Annotated in this window: 25 protein-coding genes; 9 read left to right on the forward strand and 16 right to left on the reverse strand. The window is 64.5% G+C overall.

The window, feature by feature from the left end; translation table 11 throughout:
- Window positions 1-155: 155 nt before the first annotated feature.
- The 4 genes from ACSFDB_RS14990 to ACSFDB_RS15005 form a co-directional block, all read right to left on the reverse strand.
- Entirely contained in the window at window positions 156-944 is a 789-nt protein-coding gene (locus ACSFDB_RS14990; RefSeq protein ID WP_440771741.1) for a VOC family protein, read from the reverse strand.
- Window positions 945-992: 48 nt separating this feature from the next.
- Window positions 993-2666 carry a Na+/H+ antiporter NhaC family protein gene (locus ACSFDB_RS14995; RefSeq protein ID WP_440771742.1) on the reverse strand — a complete coding sequence of 558 codons (1674 nt, stop codon included), beginning with the start codon at window positions 2664-2666 and terminating at the stop codon, window positions 993-995.
- 169 nt (window positions 2667-2835) lie between these two features.
- The gene (locus ACSFDB_RS15000) at window positions 2836-3945 is read right to left on the reverse strand and encodes an OBG GTPase family GTP-binding protein (RefSeq protein ID WP_440771743.1); all 1110 of its coding nucleotides are present in this window, start codon (window positions 3943-3945) and stop codon (window positions 2836-2838) included.
- 229 nt (window positions 3946-4174) lie between these two features.
- Window positions 4175-4447: a PRC-barrel domain-containing protein gene (locus ACSFDB_RS15005; RefSeq protein WP_440771744.1), complete on the reverse strand. Its 273-nt coding sequence runs from the start codon at window positions 4445-4447 to the stop codon at window positions 4175-4177.
- A 306-nt stretch (window positions 4448-4753) separates the two neighbouring features.
- Between ACSFDB_RS15005 and ACSFDB_RS15010 the strand changes: the two genes are divergently transcribed.
- Window positions 4754-4957 (forward strand): VNG_1110C family protein, encoded by a 204-nt coding sequence (locus ACSFDB_RS15010; RefSeq protein ID WP_440771745.1) that lies wholly within the window; start codon window positions 4754-4756, stop codon window positions 4955-4957.
- Between the two features lie 239 nt (window positions 4958-5196).
- Window positions 5197-6495, forward strand: coding sequence for a hypothetical protein (locus ACSFDB_RS15015; RefSeq protein WP_440771746.1), 1299 nt, complete (start codon window positions 5197-5199; stop codon window positions 6493-6495).
- Between the two features lie 61 nt (window positions 6496-6556).
- Here the strand turns inward: ACSFDB_RS15015 and ACSFDB_RS15020 are convergent, their stop codons facing one another.
- Window positions 6557-7834 carry a TiaS agmantine-binding domain-containing protein gene (locus ACSFDB_RS15020; protein WP_440771747.1) on the reverse strand — a complete coding sequence of 426 codons (1278 nt, stop codon included), beginning with the start codon at window positions 7832-7834 and terminating at the stop codon, window positions 6557-6559.
- A 215-nt stretch (window positions 7835-8049) separates the two neighbouring features.
- Here ACSFDB_RS15020 and ACSFDB_RS15025 point away from each other — a divergent pair, with 215 nt between their 5' ends.
- Window positions 8050-9021, forward strand: a complete 972-nt coding sequence (locus tag ACSFDB_RS15025) for a transcriptional regulator (protein ID WP_440771748.1) — start codon at window positions 8050-8052, stop codon at window positions 9019-9021.
- Window positions 9022-9200: 179 nt separating this feature from the next.
- Here the strand turns inward: ACSFDB_RS15025 and ACSFDB_RS15030 are convergent, their stop codons facing one another.
- The 3 genes from ACSFDB_RS15030 to ACSFDB_RS15040 form a co-directional block, all read right to left on the reverse strand.
- The gene (locus ACSFDB_RS15030; protein ID WP_440771749.1) at window positions 9201-9557 is read right to left on the reverse strand and encodes a DUF7344 domain-containing protein; all 357 of its coding nucleotides are present in this window, start codon (window positions 9555-9557) and stop codon (window positions 9201-9203) included.
- Window positions 9558-9789: 232 nt separating this feature from the next.
- Window positions 9790-10035, reverse strand: a complete 246-nt coding sequence (locus ACSFDB_RS15035) for a glutaredoxin family protein (protein ID WP_440764280.1) — start codon at window positions 10033-10035, stop codon at window positions 9790-9792.
- Window positions 10036-10134: 99 nt separating this feature from the next.
- Window positions 10135-11571 (reverse strand): NCS2 family permease, encoded by a 1437-nt coding sequence (locus ACSFDB_RS15040; protein WP_440771750.1) that lies wholly within the window; start codon window positions 11569-11571, stop codon window positions 10135-10137.
- A 323-nt stretch (window positions 11572-11894) separates the two neighbouring features.
- Here ACSFDB_RS15040 and ACSFDB_RS15045 point away from each other — a divergent pair, with 323 nt between their 5' ends.
- Entirely contained in the window at window positions 11895-13253 is a 1359-nt protein-coding gene (locus ACSFDB_RS15045; protein ID WP_440771751.1) for a glycerate kinase type-2 family protein, read from the forward strand.
- A 102-nt stretch (window positions 13254-13355) separates the two neighbouring features.
- The gene (locus ACSFDB_RS15050) at window positions 13356-14018 is read left to right on the forward strand and encodes a potassium channel family protein (protein ID WP_440771752.1); all 663 of its coding nucleotides are present in this window, start codon (window positions 13356-13358) and stop codon (window positions 14016-14018) included.
- 206 nt (window positions 14019-14224) lie between these two features.
- Here ACSFDB_RS15050 and ACSFDB_RS15055 read toward each other — a convergent pair whose 3' ends face one another.
- The 3 genes from ACSFDB_RS15055 to ACSFDB_RS15065 form a co-directional block, all read right to left on the reverse strand.
- Window positions 14225-15298, reverse strand: coding sequence for a DNA methyltransferase (locus tag ACSFDB_RS15055; protein WP_440771753.1), 1074 nt, complete (start codon window positions 15296-15298; stop codon window positions 14225-14227).
- 90 nt (window positions 15299-15388) lie between these two features.
- Window positions 15389-15664 (reverse strand): DUF7513 family protein, encoded by a 276-nt coding sequence (locus tag ACSFDB_RS15060; protein ID WP_440771754.1) that lies wholly within the window; start codon window positions 15662-15664, stop codon window positions 15389-15391.
- A complete protein-coding gene (locus ACSFDB_RS15065) occupies window positions 15661-17232 on the reverse strand; it encodes a Na+/H+ antiporter NhaC family protein (RefSeq protein ID WP_440771755.1) in 1572 nt (523 codons plus the stop codon). The genes ACSFDB_RS15060 and ACSFDB_RS15065 overlap by 4 nt, the downstream gene beginning before the upstream one ends.
- Window positions 17233-17429: 197 nt before the next feature.
- Between ACSFDB_RS15065 and ACSFDB_RS15070 the strand changes: the two genes are divergently transcribed.
- The 3 genes from ACSFDB_RS15070 to ACSFDB_RS15080 all read left to right on the forward strand — a co-directional run bounded on the left by ACSFDB_RS15070 (window position 17430) and on the right by ACSFDB_RS15080 (window position 19855).
- Window positions 17430-18506: a calcium/sodium antiporter gene (locus ACSFDB_RS15070; RefSeq protein WP_440771756.1), complete on the forward strand. Its 1077-nt coding sequence runs from the start codon at window positions 17430-17432 to the stop codon at window positions 18504-18506.
- 77 nt (window positions 18507-18583) lie between these two features.
- Window positions 18584-19591: a glutathione S-transferase family protein gene (locus ACSFDB_RS15075; RefSeq protein WP_440771757.1), complete on the forward strand. Its 1008-nt coding sequence runs from the start codon at window positions 18584-18586 to the stop codon at window positions 19589-19591.
- A gap of 96 nt (window positions 19592-19687) precedes the next feature.
- Window positions 19688-19855, forward strand: a complete 168-nt coding sequence (locus tag ACSFDB_RS15080; protein WP_440771758.1) for a DUF1059 domain-containing protein — start codon at window positions 19688-19690, stop codon at window positions 19853-19855.
- A 93-nt stretch (window positions 19856-19948) separates the two neighbouring features.
- Here the strand turns inward: ACSFDB_RS15080 and ACSFDB_RS15085 are convergent, their stop codons facing one another.
- From ACSFDB_RS15085 to ACSFDB_RS15095, 3 genes are all read right to left on the reverse strand, one after another.
- Window positions 19949-20161: a DUF7535 family protein gene (locus tag ACSFDB_RS15085; RefSeq protein ID WP_440771759.1), complete on the reverse strand. Its 213-nt coding sequence runs from the start codon at window positions 20159-20161 to the stop codon at window positions 19949-19951.
- A gap of 91 nt (window positions 20162-20252) precedes the next feature.
- Window positions 20253-21020, reverse strand: a complete 768-nt coding sequence (locus ACSFDB_RS15090; RefSeq protein WP_440771760.1) for an NAD-dependent epimerase/dehydratase family protein — start codon at window positions 21018-21020, stop codon at window positions 20253-20255.
- A 275-nt stretch (window positions 21021-21295) separates the two neighbouring features.
- Window positions 21296-22309, reverse strand: coding sequence for an alcohol dehydrogenase catalytic domain-containing protein (locus ACSFDB_RS15095; RefSeq protein WP_440771761.1), 1014 nt, complete (start codon window positions 22307-22309; stop codon window positions 21296-21298).
- Between the two features lie 113 nt (window positions 22310-22422).
- Between ACSFDB_RS15095 and ACSFDB_RS15100 the strand changes: the two genes are divergently transcribed.
- Window positions 22423-23193 carry an SDR family NAD(P)-dependent oxidoreductase gene (locus ACSFDB_RS15100; protein WP_440771762.1) on the forward strand — a complete coding sequence of 257 codons (771 nt, stop codon included), beginning with the start codon at window positions 22423-22425 and terminating at the stop codon, window positions 23191-23193.
- 57 nt (window positions 23194-23250) lie between these two features.
- Here the strand turns inward: ACSFDB_RS15100 and ACSFDB_RS15105 are convergent, their stop codons facing one another.
- Complete coding sequence (locus ACSFDB_RS15105; RefSeq protein WP_440771763.1) at window positions 23251-23955, reverse strand: hypothetical protein; 705 nt, start codon at window positions 23953-23955, stop codon at window positions 23251-23253.
- A 365-nt stretch (window positions 23956-24320) separates the two neighbouring features.
- Window positions 24321-25553: an HD domain-containing protein gene (locus ACSFDB_RS15110; RefSeq protein WP_440771764.1), complete on the reverse strand. Its 1233-nt coding sequence runs from the start codon at window positions 25551-25553 to the stop codon at window positions 24321-24323.
- Between the last annotated feature and the right edge of the window lie 69 nt (window positions 25554-25622).

The following is a 25622-nucleotide window of genomic DNA, read 5'->3' on the forward strand; positions in this document are numbered from 1 at the left end:
GTACCCGCACACCAATAGGTGTGCCGGATCAGCGTTAGGTCACACTACATAGTGCTTGGTCGGTACAGATTCGAGTACCCGTTCGTTTTTGAACTGTTCGGAGGAAGAGATTCGTCTTGCGATCGCGTTAGAACGATAAAACGACTGTTCGTCGCTCAGAACGGGAACAGCGAGTCGGCCTCGAGGTCGCGCTCGATCAGTTCGATCTCGTGACCGTCCGGATCCTTGGTGAAGGCGTACATGTTGTCGTTGCTCTCTGGGTCCCGATAGTCCTCGGCCTCACGTTCGAGCAGCTGGTCCCAGTCGTCCTCGAGGTCGTCCATCCGAACGCAGAGGTGTCCCCAGGCGTCGCCCAGCTCGTAGCTACGGCCGTCGTAGTTGTACGTCAGTTCGACGGACATCGCCTCTTCGGCGGCATCCGACGGCTCGACGAAGTAGTTCGCGAACGAGTCGGACTCCCAGCGACCGACCTCGTCGTACTCGAACTTCCGGGTCCAGAAGCCGAGGGCCTCGTCGGCGTCCTCGACGCGGATCATGGTGTGGTCGAGCGACCACGTCGCCCCCTGATCGCGCTGGACGATCTCTATCTCGTGGCCGTCGGGGTCTTTGACGAACGCGTACCGGCCGCCACAGCTCTCGGGATCGCGGTAGTCCTCGACGCCCTCGTCCATCAGCTGTTCGTAGTGTTCCTCGAGTTCGCCTTCGGGCACGCGAACCGCAACGTGTCCCCAGGCGTCGCCTAGTTCGAGGTCCGCGCCCTCGTTGTGGGTGAGTTCGAGCATCGCGCCCTCCTCGTGCATCTCCTCGGGACCGAGGTAGACGATGGTGAAGCCGTCGCCCTCGTAGCGGTCTTTCTCCTCGTACTCCAGGTGCGTTTGGTACCAGTCGAGGGATTCCTCGAGATCCTCGACGCGAATCATCGTGTGGTCGAGCGTTCCGTCCATACGCGACACGACGCCTGCGGGATCAAAAAGCGTGGCGAAGCCGGCGGTCTACTCGTCTCCGCTGTCGCCGTCGGCGCGCTCCGCAGACGTCCGTGACGCGATCGGATCGAGTCCCTTGCGCGCCCCGTCGAGCTCCGACAGCCCGCGGACGAGCACGTAGAGGAGCGCGACCCCCAGCGGGAGGAAGATGACGGGCGAGACGTCGAGATAGCCGTAGAGCAGGTAGCAGACGACCACGACGACCATGACGGTCGTGGCGTAGTAGAACTGCGTGCGCACGTGGTCGATCAGGTCGGCCCCGGTGAACGTCGACGACAGCACGGAGGTGTCGGAGATCGGCGAGGTGTGGTCGCCGAAGATCGCCCCCGAAAAGACGGCGCCGACGACGACCGGCATGAGGTCGAACGATCCAGTCAGGCTGTACGCGAGTTCGATGGCGAGCGGCGTCACGATCCCCATCGTCGCCCACGACGACCCCATCGTGAACGCGATGAAGGCCGCCACGAGGAGGATCGCGATCGGGAACAGCGCGATCGGAATCGCATCCCCGACGGCCCCCGCGACGTAGTCGCCCGTCTCGAGCGCCGACGCGACGTCGCTGATCGCCCACGCGAGGACGAGGATCGTGACCGCGGTCACCATGAGCCGGAAGCCGTCGATGACGGTGTCGACGCCGTCGCCGAGATCGAAGAGGTCGTAGGCGACGCCGATCGCGATCGCGGTCGCCACCATGGCGAACGAACCCCAGACCAGTGCGCCCGCAAAGTCCCCCGCGCCGACGATATCGACGAGCACCTGCAGCCAACCGTCCTCGCCCGCGGCAGCACCGACGGCGGTCGGCGCGCCTTCCTCGGCCTGCTCCGCGGTCCACCCGTCGTAACCGGTCCAGAGCGCGCCGGCCAGCGTAACCGCGATGAGGACGACGACGGGGGCGAAGAACGTCCGCAGCATCGGACGGTCCTCGATCGGTTCGCCGAGGTCCTTCTCGACTTCCTGTAACGGCTGGGCGTCCTCGCGGCTGACCTTCCCCGTCGTCCACGCGCGGTGTTCCGCGTCGAGCATCTCGCCGTAGTCCCGGCGGGTGTAGACGACGATCCCGACCATCGCGATCGCGAGCAGCGCGTAGGTGTTGTACGGAATCGACCAGACGAACGTCTCGAACGCTGTCGGGGCCTCCTCCTCGACGCCGAGGTCGTCGTAGCCGGCGGCGATCAGCGAGAGCTGGAAGGCGACCCAACTCGAGAGCCCGATCGTCGCCACGGGCGCGGCCGTCGAGTCGACGATGTAGGAGAGCTTCTCGCGGGAGATGCGGAACTGATCCGAGATCTCACGCATCGTACTCCCCACGATCGCGGTGTTCGCGTAGTCGTCGAAGAACATGAGCAGCCCTAACACCCACGTCGTCAACCCGACCGTTCGCTGGGTCTCGAGTCGGGCCGTCGCCCAGTTGCGGACCGCGGTCGCCCCGCCGAGGCGCCAGATGAGCGCGACGCCCGAGCCGAGCAGGATCGTAAACAGCAGGATCTGGACGTGAAAGCCCTCGTCGGCGATGATCGCGCCGACGATCCAGTCGAACGTCTGTGCGATACCGAGGCTCTCGGTGTAGATGACGGCCCCCGACCAGACGCCGAGAAACAGCGAGAGCATCGGCCGCCGGGTGACGATCGCGAGGACGATCGCGAGCAGCGGCGGAACCAGCGACAGAGCACCGAATTCGGACATAGTAGACGAGCCATCGTGCTGGTGAATAACGCTAGTCGATCGGAACGGTACACTCACCCTGCTAACTAATTCTCGGGTGACTGAACGAGCGAGCGGACAGTCGCTCGGGTCCACACTACCATCGAACGAAACCACCTCCAGCGTCTCGACCGTCTCGACACCGCGGAAGCTACCGTCGTAGAATCAGCTTCAGCACGTCCTCGTCCTCGAGGACGTGGTCCTTGCCGACCTGTTGCTGGTCGTGGGTCGCGCTGGGACCCGTTACGCGAGCGAAGCGGAACCGCTCTTCCATCTCGCCGCCGAGTTTCTCGATGGCTTCGGCGACGGTGGCGCCCTCCTCGATGACGAGGGGCTCCTCCCAGTCGATGCCGCGCCCGGGTTTCTCCATGTAGACGCGGATGAGTCCGAGATTGTCCCAGATACGGTCTTTGAGGACGTCCAGTCCCTTCTCCTCCTCGGCGCTGATGAACGTCACCTCCTCGGGATCTAAGTCGCGCTCGCGAAGTTGCTCGTCCACGGTTTCCTTGTAGGAGGGTTCGATCAGGTCGACCTTGTTCACGCAGGTGATCGACGGGATGTACTCCCGGTTTTCCATCAGGCCGTCGACCAGTCGATCGATGTCGACGTTCTCCTGCAGGTTCAGGTCGGCGTTCACGTAGCCCTGATCGCGCAACACGTCCGAGATCGTCTTCTCGTCTAAGTCCTGCTCGGTGCTCGAGGTGATCTTGATGCCGTCTTTGATCTTCGGACGGACCGTCACCCGCGGCGGTTCCTGATCGACGCGGATGTTGATGTCGTACAGCTCCTCTTGTAGTCGATCGTACTGCTCGATCTCGAACACCGAGAGCGTGAAGATGATGAGGTCGGCGTTCCGGACGACCGCCAGCACCTGCTGGCCGTCACCCTTCCCCGTCGCTGCGCCCTCGATCAGTCCGGGCACGTCCAGCATCTGGATGTTCGCCCCGCGGTGCTGGAGCATGCCGGGGTTGACGTCCAGCGTCGTGAACTCGTAGGAGCCCGTCTCGCTCTCGGCGTTGGTTAGCGAGTTCAACAGCGAGGACTTGCCGACGCTCGGGAAGCCAACCAGCGCGACGGTCGCGTCGCCGTGTTTCTCGACGGAGTAGCCGGTGCCGCCGCCGGCCGAGCTCTGATTCTGGAGCTTCTCCTTTTTCTCCGCGAGTTTGGACTTCAGCCGGCCGATATGGGCCTCCGTCGACTTGTTGTAGGGCGTGTTGGCGATTTCGTCTTCGATCTTCTCGATCTCCTCCTCGAGCCCCATTTGTCTGTACCCAACCGCCCGTGCCGAAAAACACTTTCGACCCCCTTCGCAGGACGGTGACGCCGGCGCCGTCGTGCGCTCGGTCGATGCGACACCGCGCTCGTCGTCGAGTCGCCGCTCTTCCGGCGGACCGGCGGCTGACGTGACGTTCTCTTCGGACCGGCGTTCAGTCGATGCGACATCGCCGCTCGAGGGTGGGCGTGGTGAACTCCGAGCCGACCCGCTTCGATCAGTAGTCGACGACGATGGTATCTTTCACGACTCGAATCCGGTCGACGGGGACGAGCAGTCGATCGTTTTCGTCCGTTTCGAACTCGAGCGACCGGGACTCGATCCGCGCAGATGGGTCGACGACGAGATCGTTAAGCTTCCCGGACGTCGTATTCAGCGTGAGGTTGTGAACGGTTCCGAAGTCGACGCCGTCGACACCGACGACGGACTTCTTTGTCAGCGATTTCGCGAGCAGTTCGACCATGACTCTCGAGCCGTCGGTATCGTTCATAATTACCCGGAGGCTTAGGACGCTGCAACGGTTTCACTCGACAGTTTCGCTCTCCGGGAGTGACGATACGAAACCCGTAGGGACCGCCGGAGCGGCGACGACTCGGAGAGCCGACGCGAGCGGTGGGCGGGCCGTTCCGGCCGAATCTTCGGAACGAACGACAGCCGCCGTTTCGCCGGTGAGACGCGTCGAACGGGATCGGATCTCCGTACACCACGAACGACACGCGGTACTACCACCGGATTCCAGCACCGACGGCGGCGACATTCGACACAAATAAACGACGCGCGGCGCACCGTTCACACGATGTCCAACGCGGCGCGGCTGCGCGATAGCACTCAGATCGTGCTCCCCCGGGAACTCCTCGAGGACCTCGAGCCGCCGCTGGACGACGAGTTTACCGTGACCATCGTGGCCGACGGTGAGGATCGCTGTCGGATCATCGGCAGCCCCGTCGAAATCAAGGCGGCCAGCGAGTTTCTCGTTCGCCGCGGGATCTCGGTTCAGTAGCGTCCCGACGGCGTACGCCAGCGGCCCTAACCGATCGAAATACCCGATGGGACGCGTTCGGTGCGCAGTTGTTGTTTTCACAGCGACATGTAATCCGTATCAATATACTGGGTAGTTCGCCGCTAACTTAGTGACAACGGGGAGAAGAACCTCTCAACGGCGATTATCATGTCAACACCAGTCTCAGAGATATCGACTCGGTCACGGATCACAGAACATAGTCGACGATCGATCCACCGATGAGCCTCACCGTACACGATCCCACGATCGACGGCTCGACGATCGAGTGTGAGATCACCCCGCCGCGTCACCTGCGGCGGTTCTTCAGCGGCGAGGCGTTTCGCGTGGAGTACGACGTGGATCTCACGGGCCTGCCGACCGAAATCGCGACGATTCCCGCGCTCGCACACGTCTGCCCGGTCGCGTGGGCCAACGGCGTCGACGTGGAGGTGTCGGCGGTGGACGAAACCTTCCTGCAGACGCTCGAGGAAGTCCGCGAGGTGTTAGCTCGGATGTATCCGTCGTTCATCGAGGGCGGCGAAATCCGCGTCGGCGAGGTCGTCGATACGCGAACCAACCGCTCGCCGGATGACTTCGACGAGAGCGGACTGCTGTTCAGCGGCGGCATCGACTCGGTCGCGAGCTACGTGCGCCAATGCGAGGAGACGCCGACGCTGATCAGCGTTCAGGGCTGGGTCGTCGGCGTCGAACAGGACGATCGGTGGGAGGGGGCCAAAACGCATATCGACACGTTCGCGGCCGACCGCGGCCTCGACGTGCAGAACGTCCGTTCGAACATGCTCTCCTGTCTGGACATGCCGATGTTGCAGGCCCACTACAAGCGCTACGTCGACGGCGCGTGGTACAGCTCCGTCGGCCACGGCCTCGGCCTCGTCGCGCTCTGTGCCCCGCTGTCGTACGCGCTCGGGCTCGGGACGGTCCACATCGCCTCGAGTCATACCGACGAGTTCGAGCAACCCTGGGGATCACACCCCAGCATCGACGATAGGGTCCGCTGGACGTACACGAGCGGCAACCACGACGGCTACGAACTGAGCAGACAGGAGAAGGTCGAACTCATCGCCGACTACGTCGAGACCGAGGCGACGGCGTTCCCGATCCGAACCTGCGTCCACGAGAATCGCGGGGGTAACTGCAACGAGTGCGAGAAGTGTTACCGGACGATGGTCGGGATGGTCCTCGCGGGGCTCGACCCCAACCGGTTCGGCTACGAGATGGACGAGCGGACGTTCCAAGAGGTTCGCGAAGGGGTCGAAGCGCAAACGTTCGTGATGGACGACCACACCGTTTTCCACTGGCGGGACATTCAGGATCACGTTCGCTTCGATCGGGAGTTCCCGGTCGACGGCGCGACCGAGTTCTTCGAGTGGCTGGAAACCGTCGATATCGGCGCGATCACGGAGTCGGCAACCGAAGCCACACACCGCAAGGTCGTTCGCGGCGTCGCGCGCAACATCCCCTACCCCGTCTACAACTCGCTGTACCCCGTCTACGGCACGCTCAAAAAGCGGATCTGATCGGGTTCGTCCCAGTCCGACAGGGAGCGCGTTCGAGCAAACTCGTCCGCTCACACAGCAGCTACCGCTCGGGGTGGGTCGGCGCGTCGAACCCACCGCGGATCAGCGGCTTCGAAATGTGTCTCCGTGCGCACGGGGGCACCTCGTACCAGCCCGTTTCGAGGTCGCGCTCGAGCCTCCGCTCGACTTTCCCGTCCCTGCTGGTCCCACAGTCCCGACAGCGATAGCCCTGATTCCGCCCCGCACTGTTCATCGTCCGCTCGCAGTCGGGGCAGGTCGGCGTCACGCGCTCGGTCGTCACCAGCTCTCGGACCGCGAACTTCTCGAGTTTGAGCGTTCCCCGCGACACCTCGCCGCAGGCGGTGAGCCGATCGCCGACCCGTAGCGCTCGCACGCGGTCGCGAAACCGTTTCGTGGGTTCGAAGGCTGCACACTCGAGCCGAGAGACGTCGGCCGACCCTGCCGCCAAATCAAAGAAGACGTGCCCCCCGCGACGCGTTTCGGGCTCGCTCGCAACCCATCCGTCGACGCGATATGCCAGACCGTCGGCGACCGACTCGAGTCCCCCCTCTTGCAGATGAGCGTCCGTCCCCTGATTGGTCACGAACAGCTGGCTCGAGGTGACGGGCTCGCTTTCGATCCGCTCGGCCACGGTTCGAACGGCGTCGGGGTCGTCGCCTCTGATTCCGTACAGGATCGGACCGGGGGTGTGGGGGACGCAGACGGTCTCGTCCTCGCCGCGGTCTACCGTGTCCCAGACCTCGGGGTAGCCCCGGTCGGCCGCGGCGAAGACGCTCTCGCGGTCGACGTCGCGAGGGGTCCCCCACCGGCTCGAGTCCCGGTAGGAGATGTGTTCGTACGTCCACTCCGAGAGCGCTCGGCGGCTGCCGATCGCGGCCAGCGCGCCGATCCGTCCGCGTCCGTCGCCCGCGTGCCACGAGCGGTAGCCGTGGCGCTCGAGCAGTGCCGTCGCCTCTGCAATCTCGAGGTGCTCGTGGATCGCCCGACCGGAAAACGCACTCACGTCGTCGGGAACGTCCTCGAGCCCGCCCTCGACCACGATGAGCCCCGGATTGGTTCGCTCGTCGGCCGTCTCCGAAAGCGACTCGAGCCGGTCTCGAGCGATCGAGAACGCCTGATTGGGATCGGCGTCGGTGTGAATCGCGAGTGCGGCGTTCCCCCGCGTCTTGTATGGAACGGCGGGGTTGAGTCGGACGAGCAGCAGTCTCGAGACCGTCGCTCCCTGCCGGCGCAGTCGCTCGGCCACCTGCGCAGCGACGTAGGTCGTACACATCCCGCGCTCGCGGGAGTCGGTATCGTCGAGGCCGACGACGGTCATCGCCCGGAGTTGGGACGGGAACGAGTAACCGCTTTCGGGATGGGTCCTCGAGTCGCCCACTCGAGCTAGATCGAACCGATCAACGGAAGCGACCTATCACCGGTGGGGTCGATACCCAGTATAAAAGTATACTGCCGGTACGTATCCGAACCGCGACACGGCACCCGGATGTCCCGGGGAAAACGTCTTATACGAGGAATCGCTTACATCCCCTTATGTCCCGCTCCGCACTGGTCGGCAACGTGACCGCGATGCTCGAGGACGCGGGATTCGTGGTGAGCGACCGGTGTGCGATCCGACCGAAGAGTTTCGATATCGCTGCGCGCCGGGGTGAAGACCTCATTCTGGTCAAAATCCTCGGCAACATCGACGCGTTCAACGAGGCCACGGGCCACGAGATGCGTCGTCTGGGTACTTACCTCCAGGCGACGCCGCTGGTCATCGGTCTCCGGAGTCGCGACGAGGATCTCAAACCCGACGTGACCTACTTCCGTCACGGCGTCCCCGTCCTCAGCCCCGATACCGCGTACAACCTGTTCATCGAGGAGGTCCCGCCGCTGATCTACGCCGCACCCGGCGGCCTCTACGTCAACATCGACGGCGACTTACTCGCCGACGAACGCCAGGACAGAGAGTGGAGTCTCGGCCAACTCGCGACCGAACTCGGCGTCTCCCGGCGCACCGTCTCGAAGTACGAAGACGGGATGAACGCCTCCGTCGAGGTCGCGATGACCCTACAGGAGCTGTTCGACGCGCCGCTGACGAGTCCGGTCGACGTGCTCGACGGGGCCGACGAGGTCCACGAGAGCGACTCGACGCCGGCCGACCCCGACGCCGATCCAGACGACGAACAGGTCGTCGCCGTGCTCACCCGGGCCGGCTACAGCGTCCACCCGACGCTGCGCTCGCCGTTCAAAGCGGTCAGCCGGGACGACGAGGACGACGACGAAGAGGTCGTGCTCACCGGCCACTCCGAGTTTACGAAGGCCGCCGAGAAACGGGCTCGGATCATGAGCTCCATCGGCCACGTCACCCACACGCAGTCCGTCTACGTCGTCGACCGGGCGAAACAGGAGTCCGTCGACGGCACCGCGCTGGTCGAACGCGACGAACTCGAGGAGCTTCGCGACGCCGCGGAGCTCCGGAAGGTCATCCGGGAACGCGCCGAACACGAAGAAGCGGCCTAAATCGGTTTTTACACGGGGTTCGGGTAGGGTAATCGGTAAGAGACCGTCGTCGAGAGACGTCGGGTGTCGACTCGTATTGACAACCAGCGGTCCGCTCGGCGGAGCGATCGAGGTGTCTGCGAGTCTCGATGCCGGACGATTCGGTTCGCCGCTCCGCGACCGCTCGATCGGTTCGGCGCCTACCGGTTCGTGACCGAGCGATCGGTTTCGAGTCGTGCTCGAATCTGGTCGAACTGTTCCGGGTATGCCCGTAACGTCACTGCATCACGTTCTTGATCGTATCGAACGTATTCCGCGTCCGCTAATTTCGGAATGTGCGTATGATACAGCGACATGTAGATTCGCGTTACGTTCTCGGCGGGGATCTCCGGGAGCGCGGTGTCGTACTCTCGGACAGCGACCTCGTCAGCGAGATCGGCAAGCGGGATCGGTGTCCCGTACTCTTGGAGACACCGGAGCGCGGCGCGTCGACGGTGATGTGCGAGACCTTCGAAACGGCTACTGACGTCGGCGTGCGCTTGTTGTGGCCCAACCATGGACGTAATCGGGGCACCTACACGGAAGAGGTGACGGGTTGTATGGACCACTTCGGGAGCTGTAAAACGGACGTTCTTCGAACGGAGACTCGCGGGTACGAGAACGTGAGTGGTACGTCGAAACTGGCAGTGCCAGCCACGAGCGGTTCTGGAGACCGAACCGAGCGACGAACGACTGGTGGCGGAGTCAGGTCGTAAAAACCGCGATTCGATCACCCTGTCGACCGTGCTGTCAGGCGTACGTTTCCTCGAGGTATTCGACGATATCGTCGCTCTCCGGCATTCCCTCGACGCCGTTTGCCTCGTCGGTGATGACGGGAACGCCGGTCTGGCCGCTGACTTTCTCGACTTCGGTCCGCTCGTCGTGCGATCGGGGGACCTCGATCACGTCGTACTCGAGTTCGAGGTCGTCGAGTTTCGTGCGGACTTTCGCGCAGTACGGACAGCCGGGAAGTTCGTACATCGTAATGTCGGCCATATGGGTACGGATAGTTGACTGAGCCCTAAGAGACCACTGGTCGGGTGTCGAATTGCCGCAATCGAAGACGAGCGGGCAGAACGCAACGGCGCGAGCCGATCAGAACGTGATCTGTCCCGCTTCGACGGCGAAGTAGATCGCGAAGTAGCCGACGAACAGGATGGCGAGTACCCACTGGCCGGGGCTGACGTCGCGTGCCTCACCGATAGCTGCCTTGATGAGCGGGTAGCTGATGATCCCCGCGGCGAGTCCGTTCGCGATCGAGGCGGTCAACGGCATGATCGTGATCGTCAGGCCGGCGGAGATGGCCCAGACGGGATCCTGCCAGTCGATGTCGGCGACGCCCTGGAGCATGATGATCCCGACGACCACGAGCGCGATGTACGTCGCGTACTGCGGAATCGCTCGCATCAGCGGTACGAAGAGCAACGCGCTCAGGAAGAGGACGCCGACGATCAGTGCGGTGAAGCCGGTTCGGCCGCCCTCCTCGATACCCGTCGAGGATTCGATGTAGGTCGTTACCGTCGACGTCCCGATCATCGCGCCGAACGTCGTCCCGACTGCGTCGGCCATCAGCGGCCGTTCGATCTCGGGGAGGTCGCCCTCGTCGTCGAGGAAGCCGCCGATCTGGGAGACGCCGATGAGCGTGCCCGCCGTGTCGAAGAAGTCGACGAAGAAGAAGGTGAAGACGACGAGCGCGAAGACGAGCGGATCGTCGGCCATCATTCCTAGCCCGTCAATGAAGCCCGAAATCAGCGGCGTGATGTCGTACTCGACGGAGAGCAACATGCTGAGCAGTCCGTCGTTCGTCGCCTGATCGTAGGCGGGTTCCGGCACCAGCGAGCCGGGAGAGACGACGTCGAGGAGCGTCAGCAGCCAGCCGGCGACGGCGGTCGTCAGAATGCCGATGATGATCGAGCCGCGGGTGCCCCGGGCGTAGAGGAAGAAGGTGAGCGCGAGACCGGTGAGCGAGAGCGCCGCGACCGGGCTCTCGAGGACGTTCCCGAGCGTCAGCAGCGTCGCGTCGTAGCCGACGACGACCTCCATCTCCTGGAGTCCCAGAAAGAGCAGGAAGACACCGATACCGGCCCCGACGGCGAACTTGACGGGTTCGGGGAACAGTTCGATGATGTACTTACGGGCCCCGACGGCCGTCAGTGCGATGAAGATGATTCCCTCGACGAAGACGGCGGCGAGGGCGAGTTCCCACGGCACGCCGAGGATGATCACGACGGTGAACGCGAAGAAGGCGTTGAGCCCCATCCCGGGGGCGAGTCCGAACGGACGGTTCGCCCAGAACGCCATCACGCCGATCGCGAGGACGGACGCGAGGATCGTCGCGATCGCGATCACGTCCCGCGTCTGGGCGTCAGTGTAGCCGTCGATCGTGATGGCTTCGGCCAGAATCGCGGGATTGACCACGATGATGTAAGCCATTGCCAGAAAGGTCGTCACGCCGGCGAGCGTCTCAGTTCGATAGTCTGTCTCGTGTTCGTCGAATCCGAAGTAGGCCGCGAGTGTATCGGAAGCCCCCATATTGGACGATCGAGCATAACAAGAGCGATTAGTTAAAACTTCCCGTCCGAAAGCCGATAGCTAATAGACACGTTCGTGCAACGATTGCGCGGTACCCGCTTTCGACGACTTCGATTCGGTCACCCGACGAAGACTCGAGGGAGGCCGGATCGGGATCAGCTTTATCGGCTCCGGGAGAAACGCTCGACTATGGAGGAGACGGGATACGAGCCGTTCGCCGGCGATTCGGCCATCGGACCGCGCCACATCGACGACCGACTACGGCGACGGTCATCGGACCGTTTGCTGCGACGGCCACCGGACCGTTCGGCGGGTGATCGCCCGTGACCGAGAACCGAGACCGGTTGGCGACGACCGACGCTCGCGACCTCGCCCTCGAGTGTATCGAAGCGGGAATCGCGGCCGGCCATCCGCGTCGAGTGATCCGGGAAGCCGTCTCGCTCGAGGGACGCGATCACCTTCGTGTCGCTGACGGGACGAGCAACCTCGCACAATACGACCTCACCCAGTACGACGAGATCACCGTGCTCGGCGGGGGGAACGCCGCCGCACACGTGGCCGCGGCGCTCGAGGACCTCCTCGGCGATCTGATCGACGGCGGCGTCGTCGTCACCGACGATCCGACCGAGACCGACCGCGTCGCCGTCCTCGAGGGCGACCACCCGGTGCCGAGCGAGCGCGGCGTCGAGAGCACGCGCGAACTTCTCGCGGCCGCCGACGCCGCGGGCGAGCGAACGCTCGTGTTGGCGGCGATCACCGGCGGCGGCAGCGCGCTCATGCCCGCGCCAGCGGGAGACGTCTCGCTCGAGGAGCTTCGAACGGTCACCACCGCGCTGCTCGAGAGCGGCGCCGACATCAGCGAGAGCAACGCGGTTCGAAAACACTGCTCGGCGCTGAAAGGTGGCCAACTGGCTCGTCGCGCAGCCCCCGCGACCGTCGTCTCCGTGCTCTTGAGCGACGTCGTCGGCAACGATCCGAGCGTGATCGCGAGCGGGCCGACGGTCCCCGACGGATCGACGTTCGCGGACGCGATCGCCGTGCTCGAGCGGTACGAAATCGACGTTCCGGGAGCCGTCGCTGATCGCCTCGAGCGCGGCGCCGTCGGCGAGGTTCCCGAGACGCCCGACGCCGACGATCCAGTTTTCGGGGACGTGACGACGCATATCGTCGCCGACGGGATGACGGTGCTCGAGGCGGCCCGCGACGTCGCCGTCGACCGCGGCTACGAGCCGCTCGTGCTCTCCTCGCGCATCCGCGGCGAGGCCCGTGAGGCCGCCACGACGCACGTGGCCATCGCGGAGGAGGCTCTGGTTACGGGAGTACCGACGTCGCCGCCGGCCGTCCTCCTCTCCGGCGGCGAGACCACCGTGACGGTCACCGGCGACGGGAGTGGCGGGCCGAACCAGGAGTTCGCGACGAGCGCGGCGATCGAACTCACCGGCGGGATCACCGTCGCAGCCGTCGACACGGACGGAATCGACGGCGCGACCGACGCCGCGGGAGCGCTCGTCGACGAGACGACCGTCGACGATCGGGCGACCGCTCGAGCGGCGTTACAACACAACGACGTCTCGCCGTATCTGGCCGAGCGGGGCGAGCTGATCCGTACCGGCGCGACCGGCACAAATCTGAACGATCTGCGGGTGGTCGTCGTCGAGTCGGCGTCGACGAGCGATGACTGACGGGCGCGATTACGGACGCAATTGCGGACGACACGGTGCTTGCGTTCGGTCTTCCCATCCTCGAGCCAACGTATTTCACCTCGGAGCGTGTACTACTGTACCATGAGGTTCGTCATCGTGGGTTACGGACGGGTCGGTTCGCGAACGGCACGCATTCTGAGTGACGAAGGCCACGAAGCCATCGTCGTCGACAACGATCCAGATCGCATCGAGCGCGCCGAAAACGACGGGTTCGAAACGGTTCACGGCGACGGCGCCGACGAGGACGTCCTGATGGACGCCGGAATCGATACCGCCGACGCTATCGGCGCGTTCTCGCCGGATCTCAACGTCAACTTCGCGGCCTGTATGGTGGGCGAACACCACGGCTGTCGCACCGTCTTGCGGATCGACGAGGACTACCGCGAGGACATCTACGAGAAGTACGCCGCGGACGTCGACGAGATCATCTACCCCGAGCGACTCGGCGCGGCGGGAGCGAAGACGGCCATGCTCGGCGGCGACTTCAACGTCGTCGCGGATCTCGCGACGAACCTGCAACTGACCGTCCTCGAGATCACCGAGGACTCCCCGGCCGTCGGCAAGCGGATCAGCGAACTCGACCTGCCCGCGGACGCGCGGATCTACGCACACGGTCGCGCACGCGAGTCGCTGACGATTCCGCTACCCGGGACGGAGCTCTCGAGCGGCGACGAGGTCGCGATCATCACCGAAACCGATCGGGCGGACGACGTTCGGTCGGCGCTGTTGCCGGCGAGCGTCTGAGGGGCTGGGTCGCGGAGACGAGCGTCTCTGTACTGATCGGTCGTCCGCACGAAAGCGAGAGGGGAGGAATGCTGGCGCGCGGATGGGGTGGGTTGGAGTGGGATGGGGAGCGATTTCCGCCAGTGCGCGCCAGTTGAACCAATTGTCTCGAGAGCCAATAAAACCGCGTCAGACGTCCGAATGACACGGGTCAGCTCGCGGGTATGTCAGCTCTCAGGTCGGAAGACGAGGACGTTCTGGTGGACCATCGACGGGACGAACGAGAACGGGTAGCCGTAGACGTGGAGGTCCTTCGTCGGGTCGTACCAGATGAGGTTCGCCGCGAGCGTCACCGGCGCGGTCGACTCGATCGCTCGAGCGAGATCCGCCGAGAGGAACTCGTAGGACTGCTCGCGGTACATGTCGCCGATGAAGACGACCAGATGGCCGTCCGGAGCGACCGCGTCGGCAAAGCGGTCGAACTTCTCGGCCATATCGGCCAGCCACTCGGCTTTGGACTGCGTGTCCGATTCGTCGCTCGCTGCGTCGTCGACGACGTTTTCAGCGTCTTTAGCGACTTCACCGTCTTCAACATCTTCGTCCGCATCGAACGCGCCGAGTTTGCTCTCCCGGGTTGCACGCTCGTTTCGGGTCTGCTCGAGTTCGTCCATGTTCCAGTAGGGAACGTCGGTCAGCAGCAGGTCGACCGAGTCGTCCGGAATCTCCTCGATCAGGTCCGCACAGTCGCCGTGGCGCACGTCCTGTTCGGAAAGGGGCGGTTCGCCGCGGCTCCGTCGCGCCTCGTTCTCGCGCTCGAGGACCGTCTCGTAGATCTCGATCCAGCGCTCGGTGCGTTCGAAGCCGATCGCCTCGCGCAAGCCGGTGCCCTCGTGCTCGCAGAAACTCGCGCCCAGCAGAGTGCCGCCGACGCCGGCGAACGGGTCGAGGACGGTGTCGCCGGCCTTGCTGAACCGATCGATCAGGTCGGCACAGAGCCGCGGCGGCTTCTGTCCGCCGTGTTCGCTGCGCAGGTCGTGTTGAACGTCCGGCGGGTAGCTTTCCGCGATCACCGACTTCGTCGCGTACTTCCACTCCTTGCCCGTGAGGTCATTGACCCGATTGCGCTCGTCGTAGATCCCCCGCCCCTCGACGTAGCGCTGGTGATCGGCGAGTTCGTCGGTGTCGATCAGTTCGCCGTCCTCGACCGGGAGCGACTCGTCTCGAGCGCGTTCGGCGTCGAACTCGCCGTCGTCGTCCGTGAACAGGCGACTCTGTCGGTGCCGGTCCCCGTCGTCTGCCATATACCTCGAGTGCTCACTCGGGTCGCTTAAACGTGTGTCTCTCGCTGGCTCGAGCGACCGAAAAAACGCGACCGGAACGGCGGACGGTGACTACTGCGTGTAGGAGCTCTCGCCGACGACCTCGAGGAACTCGCCGCGACCGATCGACTCCGCCTCGTCGAACTCGGTCACCCGTAGTCGGACGCGTTTCTCGACGGCCTCCGGACCGGCACCCTCGACGATCAGTTGCGTGTCACCGATGTAGGCCAGTCCCGCATCGGTGCCGTTCGTCTCGGAGACGAACACGCTGATCTCGTCGCCCACGTCGAACGACGGCTTTGTACTCCGGAACGTCCATCCTTTGAGGTACTTTTCGAAGAAGCTCATATGCGTGCCACCTCTTCAGTTTCGCGGTCGGTAACGTACTCGCGGCCGAAGCCGGTGATGGCCGCGACGACGAACACCGCGACCAGCAGCCAGCCCTGGAAGACGAACGGGACGACGTCGATCGGCGTGACGAGCATGCCCGTGTCGAACCAGTCGTACGCGTTGGGTAGGTCCTGCATCGCCGTGTAGCCGGCGAGGACGCCGCCGGACCACGGGAAGATGTAGCCGAGCGCGGCGGTCTGCCCGTCCAGAATGTTCGCCCGACGGTAGCCGTTCAGGTTGAACCGTTCGCCGATTTTCGAGATGTAGGGCCCGATCGCGACCTCGGCGGCCGTGTTGATCGTGATGACGGCGTTGATCAGCGCCGCGGAGCCGACCATCGTGAGTTCGGCGTTGCGAACGTTCGTCGCGAGGTTCTCGATCGACCAGTCCAGTATCGCCTGGAACGCGCCGCCCCGAATCATGATCTGGGCCGCCGCGATGATCAGCAGGACGAGAATCGCGAGTTCGAAGAAGCCCGCCGCGCCGTTGATCAGGCTCCCGCCGACGCCGACCGCATCAGGGTTGTCGACGATGGTGAGAAACGGGAGGAACTCGAGCGGTTCGGCCAGCGGTGCGTCCTGGGGCGCGTTGAAGGTGACGATGTCGCCGACGCTCATCAGCCCCAGCACGAGGCTGAACGCGATCGCGGAGACGATCCCCCACGAGATCGCTTCGACGATGTGTCGGCCGGCGACTGCGGCGCCGATGACGATCCCCATCGAGACGAGGTGGATCAAGCCGATGGGTTCGCTCTGGGCGACCAGAATCTCCTGGGCGTCGCCGGCGATCTCGAGGCCGCTCATGAACTGTCCGGCGACGACGTAGCCGACGAACGCGATGAGTGCAGCGATGATCACGTACTTGAATCGCGACGCGACGACGCCACCGATGTCCGAGTCCTGCGTGACGGCGCTGACGATCGTCGTGTCACTGACCGGCGCGAGGTTGTCGCCGAAGATCGCCCCGGACAGAATCGCGCCGAACAGCAAGACCGGGTTCGCGCCGAGCAGGATGCCCGCCGGGAAAAACAGCGTGACGAACGCGATAGCCGCGCCGTAGCCGGTCCCGATCCCCGTCGTGAACAGCGCCGCGAGGATGAAGGTGATCGCCGGGAAGAGCGTCGCACCGATTCCCGCGATGTCGGCGAACCAGACCAGTCCGTCGACGAAGCCGCCGTCCTGTAACACCTCGGCGAACATCCCCGCCCAGATCCAGGCGACGATCGCCGTCACCGCGACGGGTTGGGTCATCCCCTCGAAGATGGTGTTCGCGTAGGATTTCCAGTTTCCGCGGACGAAGAACATCCCGACGATGAGGCCGATCAGGATCCCGACGATGAGTCCGCCGGTGTCCGAGATCCGCCAGAGCGCCGTCTGTGCGACGGCCCAGACGATGAAGAACGCGATCGGCAACGCGCTCATTCCGCGGCCGCCGTAAAACGTTATTCGTGGTTCGTCGTCGTCGGTTCCCTGGACGAATGCGTCCGTCGGATCGCCATCAGTCGACTCATCACTGACATCACTCATTTGAACTTACGAGATGTATAATCAAACTCTCGCTGAAAAGTCTTACCAAGAAACGAGTGAGTTACCGCTAGCCGACACGTCTCGGCGACGGTCCATCAACTATCTCCTCAAAAGCGTCTCTTCTGACGTCCCGCGGATCCGCGAGCCCCCTCGAGTCGACCCGGTGCTTTTGGCGGTTCCGGGAGAGGGATGTACTGATGGGTACCCTCGAGAGCGTCGCGCTGTTGGTCGTCGGTACGGCTGCCCTTTGGCTCGGTGCCACGTGGCTCGTCGCGGCCGCCTCGAGGCTCGCCGAGTCGGTCGGAATCTCGCCGCTCGTCGTCGGTCTCACCGTCGTCGCCTTCGGCACCTCCGCGCCGGAGATCGCCGTCTCGACGACCGCGGCGCTCGAGGGTCAGAGCGACGTCGCGGTCGGCAACGTCGTCGGCTCGAACGTGTTCAACCTGGGCGTGATTCTCGGGATCGTCGCCGTCCTCGCCCCATTTCGGGTCACGACGACGCTGCTCCGGCGCGATGCGCTCGTGATGGCCGGTGCGACCGTTATCGCCGCGCTGGTGCTGGCGGATCAGTCCGTATCGCGACTCGAGGGTGCGCTCCTCCTCGTCCTCTTGCTCGGCTATCTCGGCGCGCTCGGGGTGGCGATCGGACGGTCGTCGGGTACGGACTCGAGCAGCGTGCCCGATAGTTCGGACGGCGGGACGTCGATCGAGAAGATTGAGGAGATTGAGGACATCGAGACGGTCGAGAGCCCTGAGATCGAAGCGATCGATGGGGCGGTGGACGAGAACGTCTCCATCACCGACGAGACCGCCACAGCCGACGGTCCCGTTCGGCTCGGTCGCGAGAGCGTTCGCCTGCTCGTCGGCCTCGCGCTCGTCGTCGTCGGCGGTCGCGTCCTGGTCGCCTCGGCGACGACCATCGCACTCTCGCTGGGGCTCTCACCGTGGCTCATCGGCGTGACGATCGTCGCCGCCGGAACCTCGCTGCCGGAGCTCGTCACGTCGGTCGTCGCGACGCGACGGGGCGGGGTCGCCATCGCGGCGGGGAACATCATCGGCTCGAACGTGTTCAACTGCCTCGGCGTGTTGGGACTCGCGGCGCTCGTGCGTCCGATGACCGTCGATCCCGCCGTCTTCCCCGGCGTCGTCTGGCTCGTCGCCCTGACCGCCATCGCGACGGGGCTGCTCGCGACCGGCAGGCGCGTCACGCGACTCGAGGGCGCGCTCCTCGTCGCCATCGGCTTGAGCTACTGGGTCGCAACTGCCGTGAGCTGACCGCCCGCAGTGTCGCTTCCCGGTGGTAACACAGGTGTCAGCGGGATGCTTTGTACCCTCGAACCGTACGCGTAGGTATGAACATGCTCGTCGACGGCGAGTGGCGCACGGACGCTGGAGAGTACACCGACGACGACGGCTCGTTCGAACGCCAAGAGACGACGTTTCGCGACCGGATCCGCGACGATCCGGACGCCCGGTTCCAGCCCGAAGCGGGCCGGTACCACCTCTACGTCTCCTCCGCCTGCCCGTGGGCGCACCGAACGCTCGTGGTCCGGGCGTTGAAGGGACTCGAGGACGCCATCTCCGTCTCGGTCGTCGACCCCTACCGCGACGAGGACGGCTGGCAGTTCACTCCCGACAAAGAGGGGTGTACGCAAGATCCCGTCCTCGACGCCGACTACCTCCGAGAGCTCTATGTCGAGGCCGACTCGGACGTCACCGGCCGCGTGTCGGTACCCGTCCTCTGGGACACGCAGGAGGAGACGATCGTCAACAACGAGTCGAAGGAAGTGATGCGGATGATCGACACCGAATTCGGGGATGTCGGCTCGAGGGATGTCGATCTCTACCCGGAGGGATATCGGGACGACGTAGACCGAATTATCGACGAGATCTACGAGCCGGTCAACAACGGCGTCTATCGGGCGGGTTTCGCGACGAAACAGGGGCCGTACGACGACGCGGTCGACGACCTGTTCGCCGCGCTCGACCGCTGGGACGACGTGCTGTCGGATCAACGGTATCTCGCCGGTGACCGGCTGACGGAAGCGGATATCGCGATGTTCACGACGCTCGTCCGGTTCGACAACGTCTACCACACGCATTTCATGTGTAACGTGCAGTACGTCCGCGAATACGAGAACCTCTGGCCCTATCTGCGTGACCTCTACCAAACGCCAGGCATTGCAGGGACGGTGAACATGGACCACATCAAAGAACACTACTACACGACTCACCCCGACGTGAACCCGAACCGGATCGTCGCTCGAGGCCCGGATCTCGCGTTCGAGGCCCCACACGACCGGAACGAACTACCGGGCGGCCCGCCGTCGGCGCTGGTCGGCGCGAGCGCGGACGATTGAAACGCACCAACTCGGTGGGTATCACCGCCGTTGTCGGCAATAGCTATGCTAACACCTGACGTATAGTACGGTGCCTATCGACGGCAAGTGAGCCCCATGGTCAAAGAAGTACGCTGTGCCGAAGCGGGATTCGAGGACTGTCAGTTCCTCATTCGAGACGAGAACGAAGACGAGATGATCGACCTCGTCCAGCAACACGCCGAGCGGAGCCACGATACGACCGTCTCTCGAGACGACGTCGAAGGACTGCTACAACAGGTCTAAATCGGCTTTTCGGGTGAACGCCTCTTCCTCGCGTCGTCGACTGCCCGGCGACAGCCGCGGCGTTTACTCCACTGATACCGGTTGCACCGCGTGTTACGGACTGTTCTGTCGCCCTCGTTCTTTCCGCCACGATTCGAAACTGTGCTCGGGTTCGTCGGCATAGAACACCCGCCAGATGATGTACGCGGGGATGAGAACCGGCAGCAGCGGTAACGCGATCATCACGAGAATTGCCGCCATGATGTACCCGAACAGGGACATCTGGGTGTTCGGTCCGTAGCCCGTCGACTCGCGTACCCGTGTCATATGTCTCGGTACGTACCAGTCGCTAATCGGTCTTACGGTCCGCGAATCGGCGGACGCCGAACGGCCCACTCGCCTCGAGTCACCCGTCCTCTCACTCTCCCAACACGTCCGCCGAGTCGTCCTGCGGGCGATACCCCAACTCGAGCATCGTCTCCGACAGCGAGAGGAACCGTTCGGAGTTGTCCGAGATGCCGTGGGCCGTCGTCGGATTCGACTCGAGGCTCGTCGTCACCGCGGCCTCGATCACCCGCCGGCAGTCCCCGGTACTGAGCCACATCGCGCGGGCGAAGCGCTCGCCCGCGCCGTCTCGCTCGGCGACCTCGGCCTCGAGTTCGTCTTCCGAGAGCAGCCAGCCGATCCGCAGGTTCACCACGTCCATCCCGTGACGTTTCGCGTAGTAGTGACCCATCGCCTCCCCGAAGACCTTGGTGACGCCGTAGTAAGTGTCCGGATCCATCTCGTCGTCGGGCCGCACTATTTCGGGTTTGCCGACCGTCGACTCCGGCCGAATCGGCGAGACGGTGTTTTTCATGTTCACCGCGTGGTTCGAACTCGCGAAAACGACCCGCTCGAGGTCGTTCTCTGCCGCGGCCTCGAACGCGTTGTACGCTCCGTCGACGTTCGGTCCCGAAAGCTCATCCCACTCCGCCCGCGGGTTCGGGTTGGCCGCGAGGTGAATCAGGACGTCTTGGCCCTCGAGGGCGTCGATGAACGTCTTGCGGTCCGCGACGTCTATCGGCGTCGTGTCCAGGTCCTCGCTCTCGCTGTGCGAAAAGAGCGTGAGGTTCTCGTCGGAGAACGCCTCGATGGCCTCCCTCCCGACCCGTCCCGACGCACCGGTGATGGCGATATCGGTCATGGGCGTTGGACATCAGGACGGGGGAAATAGCTCCGGCCAGCGCGTTCCGGCTAGTCGAACGAGATCGAACTACTAGGTTGTACGCGAACGCAGCGCCGAACAGCAACACCGTCCTGAAAGCCCCTTCCGCTCTGGACTCCCGGGGCTCGCTGCGCGCGCTCCCGTCGGTCGCGTGCTTACGTCGCCCGGGTTCGTCCAGAACGGAAGCCCCTTTCATTCCCACCCGGCGGTGGATGGCCGGGCGGCTGAAATCCGCCCGAAGGAGGGCTGCTGAACTACGGTTCGACGACCAGTTTGCCGATGCTCTCGCGATCCTGCATCGTCGCGAAGGCGTCGGCGGTCTCCTCGAGCGAAAACGTCCGATCGATTTCCGGCGACAGCGCTCCTGAAGCGGTCAACTCGACGAGCCGTCGTAGATCGTCCTGCGTCCCCATCGTCGAGCCGACGATGCGCTTGTGCCCGAGAAAGAGGTTCGTAACGTCGATCGTCGACTCGTTGCCGGCTGTACGGCCGCAGATCACCATCGTTCCGCCGCGGGCCAGTACGTGCTGACCGAGTTTCGTGTACTCGCCGCCGAGGTGGTTGATCACCGCGTCGGGATCGCCGATATCGGCGAGTTTGTCTCGAATCTCGTCCACGTCGGTCGCCCGTATCGCGTGATCGAGGCCGAGTTCCCCGACGCGCTCGAGTTTCGTCGCCGACGACGAGGTCCCGATCGTTTGCGCGCCGAGGATATCGGCGAGTTGGACGGTCGCGACGCCAACTCCACCCGTCGCGCCGGGAACGAAGACGAGATCGCCCGGCCCGACGTCGGCCCGTCGGAGCATGTGGTAGGCGGTCATGTACGCCGTCGGCAGCGCGGCGGCCGCGGTCGCATCGACCTCGTCGGGCAAGACGATGAGTCGATCGGCCTGCACTCGAGCCCGCTCGGCCAGCCCGCCGTGGTACAGCGAGAATCGCTCGCACGTGTTTTCGGGACCCTCGCTGCAGAACCGACAGGCGCCGCAGGTCTCGTTCGGGCAGAGCACGACCCTGTCGCCCGGTTCGACACCCTTGACCTCGTCACCGGTCTCGCTGACGACGCCAGCAACGTCCAGTCCCGTGACGAACGGGAGGTCGGCCGCGTCGACCATCGCCGAGTCGCCCTCGAGAATCCACAGGTCGTGTCTGTTGATCGCGCTCGCTTCGACGTCGACGATCGCTTCGCCCGGACCAGGGTCTGGCTCCGATTGGTCGATCACGCTCACGCCGTCCGGGCCGATCAAATCGGTGAAGGCTGCGGCTCGCATCGGTACTGGAGTCGGTCTCGAGGGTAAAGACCGTGCGGGCCGCGGAACGTCGATAGCTACGTGGCGGTTCGCCGGCAGGAACGCTTTAGAGGGTCTTGCCCGACGACTCGAGTATGCTGGAGAATACCACAGCGTTCGTCACCGGTGCGAGTCAGGGGCTGGGCCGCGAAATCGCCGTCGCGTTCGCCGACGCTGGCGCGAACGTTGCCCTCGCGGCCCGTAGCGACGGGATCTACGAGACCGAAGAAGTGATCGACGCACCCGAACGAACGCTGGCGATCGAAACGGACGTGACCGACGCCGACTCCGTCGCCGACGCCGTCGACGCCACCGTCGACGAGTTCGGCGGGTTGGACTGTCTGGTGAACAACGCCGGCATCGCCGGGCCGACGGCCCCCGTCGAGCGGACGACCGACGAGGAGTGGCTCGAGACGCTCGACGTCAACGTCGTCGGCATCGCTCGAGCGGTTCGGGAAGCCTCGCCACACCTCCGCGAGTCCGATCACGGCAGCATCGTCAACCTCTCTTCGATCGGCGGCAAACGGCCCTACCCCAATCGGACGCCCTACGCGGCCTCGAAGATGGGCGTCATCGGGCTGACGCGCGCACTGGCTTTCGAGTTCGCCGAAGACGACGTCACGGCAAACGCCATCTGTCCCGGTCCGGTCGAGGGCGAGCGCATCCGGAGCGTCTTCGAGCGACAGGCCGACGAACGGGGGATCGAGTTCGAAACGGCCAAAGGTGAAGTGCTCGACAATCTCGCAATCCGCGAACTGGTTCCGCCCGAGGAGGTCGCCGCACTGGCTGTCCAACTCGCCAGTCCGGACGCTCGCCACGTGACGGGGCAGGATATCAACGTCTCTTCCGGTGGTGCCTGGTACTGAGGGGAAGGCCGGATTCGGACGATTCCCCAACCGAAGTTCGCCAGTTTCGAGGGCGGTCTACGTTGTCGTATCGTCGGTTCCGATCACGTGAACTGACGTCTCCGCCGAATCGTCCGATCCCTCGACCCGAACGGGGAACGTCTGCCCGTTCGCGACCGTTGCGGTCTCGAACTCGAGCGCCACCGTCTCCGTCCCGTCGACCGTCGTCGAAGCGGCGTCGACCACTGTCGGATCGTGTCCGACGACGAGTTCGACCTCGGCCGCGGTCGCCGAGTCAGCGTCGGTCTCGAGTTCGGCCGTCACCGCGAGCGTCTCGCCCGCGGGGACGGGGTCGTTGGTCTCGAGCAGGGCGACCGATATCCCGCCGTCGCCGACATCGTCGTCTCCGTCGGTGCCGTCACCGCCGTCGAACTCGCGGTCGAACGACTGGAACTCGTCCCAGAACGGCTGCGAGCCGCCCTCGCTGGCACCCAGCGTGATCCCCTCGCTGCGCGCGTCTTCGACGTCGTCCCAGACCGCGAGCGGCCACGGTTCGTCGCGGCCGTCTTCGATCATCGAGGCCTCCATCTGAACGTCGGTGGCGACCGCCTGGCTGATGCCCTCGTGGTAGCCGTCGTAGAACTCCCGGAGCATCTCGGCCGCTCGTTCGTTGTCGCCAGCCGTCTCTTGGGCGCCGGTCGCGGAACTTCCGCCGACCGAGAGTAACGCTGCCGCCGCACTGGCTCTGAGAACGGTTCGTCGTCGTGAACTGTGTTCGTCCATAACTGGTCTCGCCACGATACCAGTAGAAAAGCTACCAGACCGTTACACTACCACAGGAATCGATTACTCTGGAGTTAGTGGGTGAATCAGTTCGTAACGAACGGAGATCACTTTCAGCCGATAGTTGACGAGATCCCTCGAGCGACGGTTGCTAATAACCGACAGCCGTGGTCGTGTTTTCGCCGATCTCAGTCGGTCTGGACGGTGACGAACTGACGGCGGTGGGAGTCGAATCATCAACGAACCGATCCGGATGGCAGCCACTACTGTCCGTCAATTCCGTATTTTAGGTTCGCTGAACTGTCAGGTCAGTGACGGCGCGAACGAGTGTCGGCAGCGACCTCGAACCCGTTCCGTCACCGCCGTCAGTCGACGAACTGATCCAGCGTCGCGTCCAGCCCGTTTCGGACCTCGCGCACGAGCGCGCCCTCGATATCGAGGCCCAGCACGTCGACGGCCGCGCGGCCGACGCGCTCGCGCATCTCGGGCGGCGAGTAGACGCCGAGTCGCCACTGGGAGTACTGGGCGGCCCGCAGCGCCTCGACGAGCGGCGACTGCTGGCCCAGTCGACGAATGTCGCCGTTGACCAGCACGCGCGTCGTCGACTCCGTCATCGACGGCCGTCCGGGAACGTCGAGGATCACACACTCCGGATCGACGTCCGCCGTATCGGCGATCTCGCGTTCGAACTCCCGGATCGATTCGTGATCGGACTCGATGATCCCACCGGGGACGTCGTCGATCTCCGCCCATACCGCCCGTTTGTACAGGTCGCGCTGGTCTAAGCGCCGCGAGAACTCGGTCGTCTCCGCACACGTCCGCAGGGCGACGATCAGGTCGTGATCGTCCATCCGCTGGAGCGTTCCGGCGTCGACGTCGGTCTCGGGTGACTCGAGCAACCGTTCGCTCGCCCGCCGGAGCATCGCCTTGGTGAGTCTGGCGACGCTGTGACTGTAGACGGTCGGGTTCATCAGCGCCCGGGCGACCAGCAGGCTCTCGGCGGCCTGGACGTTTCCCTCGTCCAGGACGAGTTCGCCGTCGGTGAAGGTGAGTTCGCGGACGAGGCGACCGTGATCGATCGTGCCGTAGGGAACGCCCGTATGGTGGGCGTCTCGCACCAGGTAGTCCATCCGATCGACGTCGAGTTCGCCCGAGACGAGCTGTCCGAACCGCCCCTCGCCCGCGACGAGGTCCGCAACGGCGTCCGGCTCGAGGTCGTGCTCGCGCAGGACGTCGCCGACGTCCCCCTCCGCTAACAGGGCGTGAACGTCGTCGTGATAGCGACCCGTCCGTCGGTGAGTGACCGCCTCGAGGTTGTGACTGAACGGACCGTGACCGACGTCGTGGAGGAGCGCCGCGGCGTGGACGCGTTCGGCCTGTTGGCCGTCGATTCCGAGGTGCTCGAGCGCCTCGCAGGCGAGGTGGTAGACGCCCAGACTGTGCTCGAACCGGGTGTGGTTGGCGGAGGGGTAGACCAGCGAGACGGTGCCGAGCTGGCGGATGTTCCGAAGCCGCTGGACGGCGGGCGTATCGAGGAGGTCGCGCGCCACGCCGTCGACCCGGATGTGGTCGTGGACGCTGTCCTTGATCGTGGTCATACCCCCCGATTCGGCGCTATCGTACAAAAACTGTCGTCCAATCCGCGGCGCGGTAGATCCCCATTTACC

The organism is Natronorubrum amylolyticum (assembly GCF_052040145.1).
Classification (GTDB): Archaea; Halobacteriota; Halobacteria; order Halobacteriales; family Natrialbaceae; genus Natronorubrum.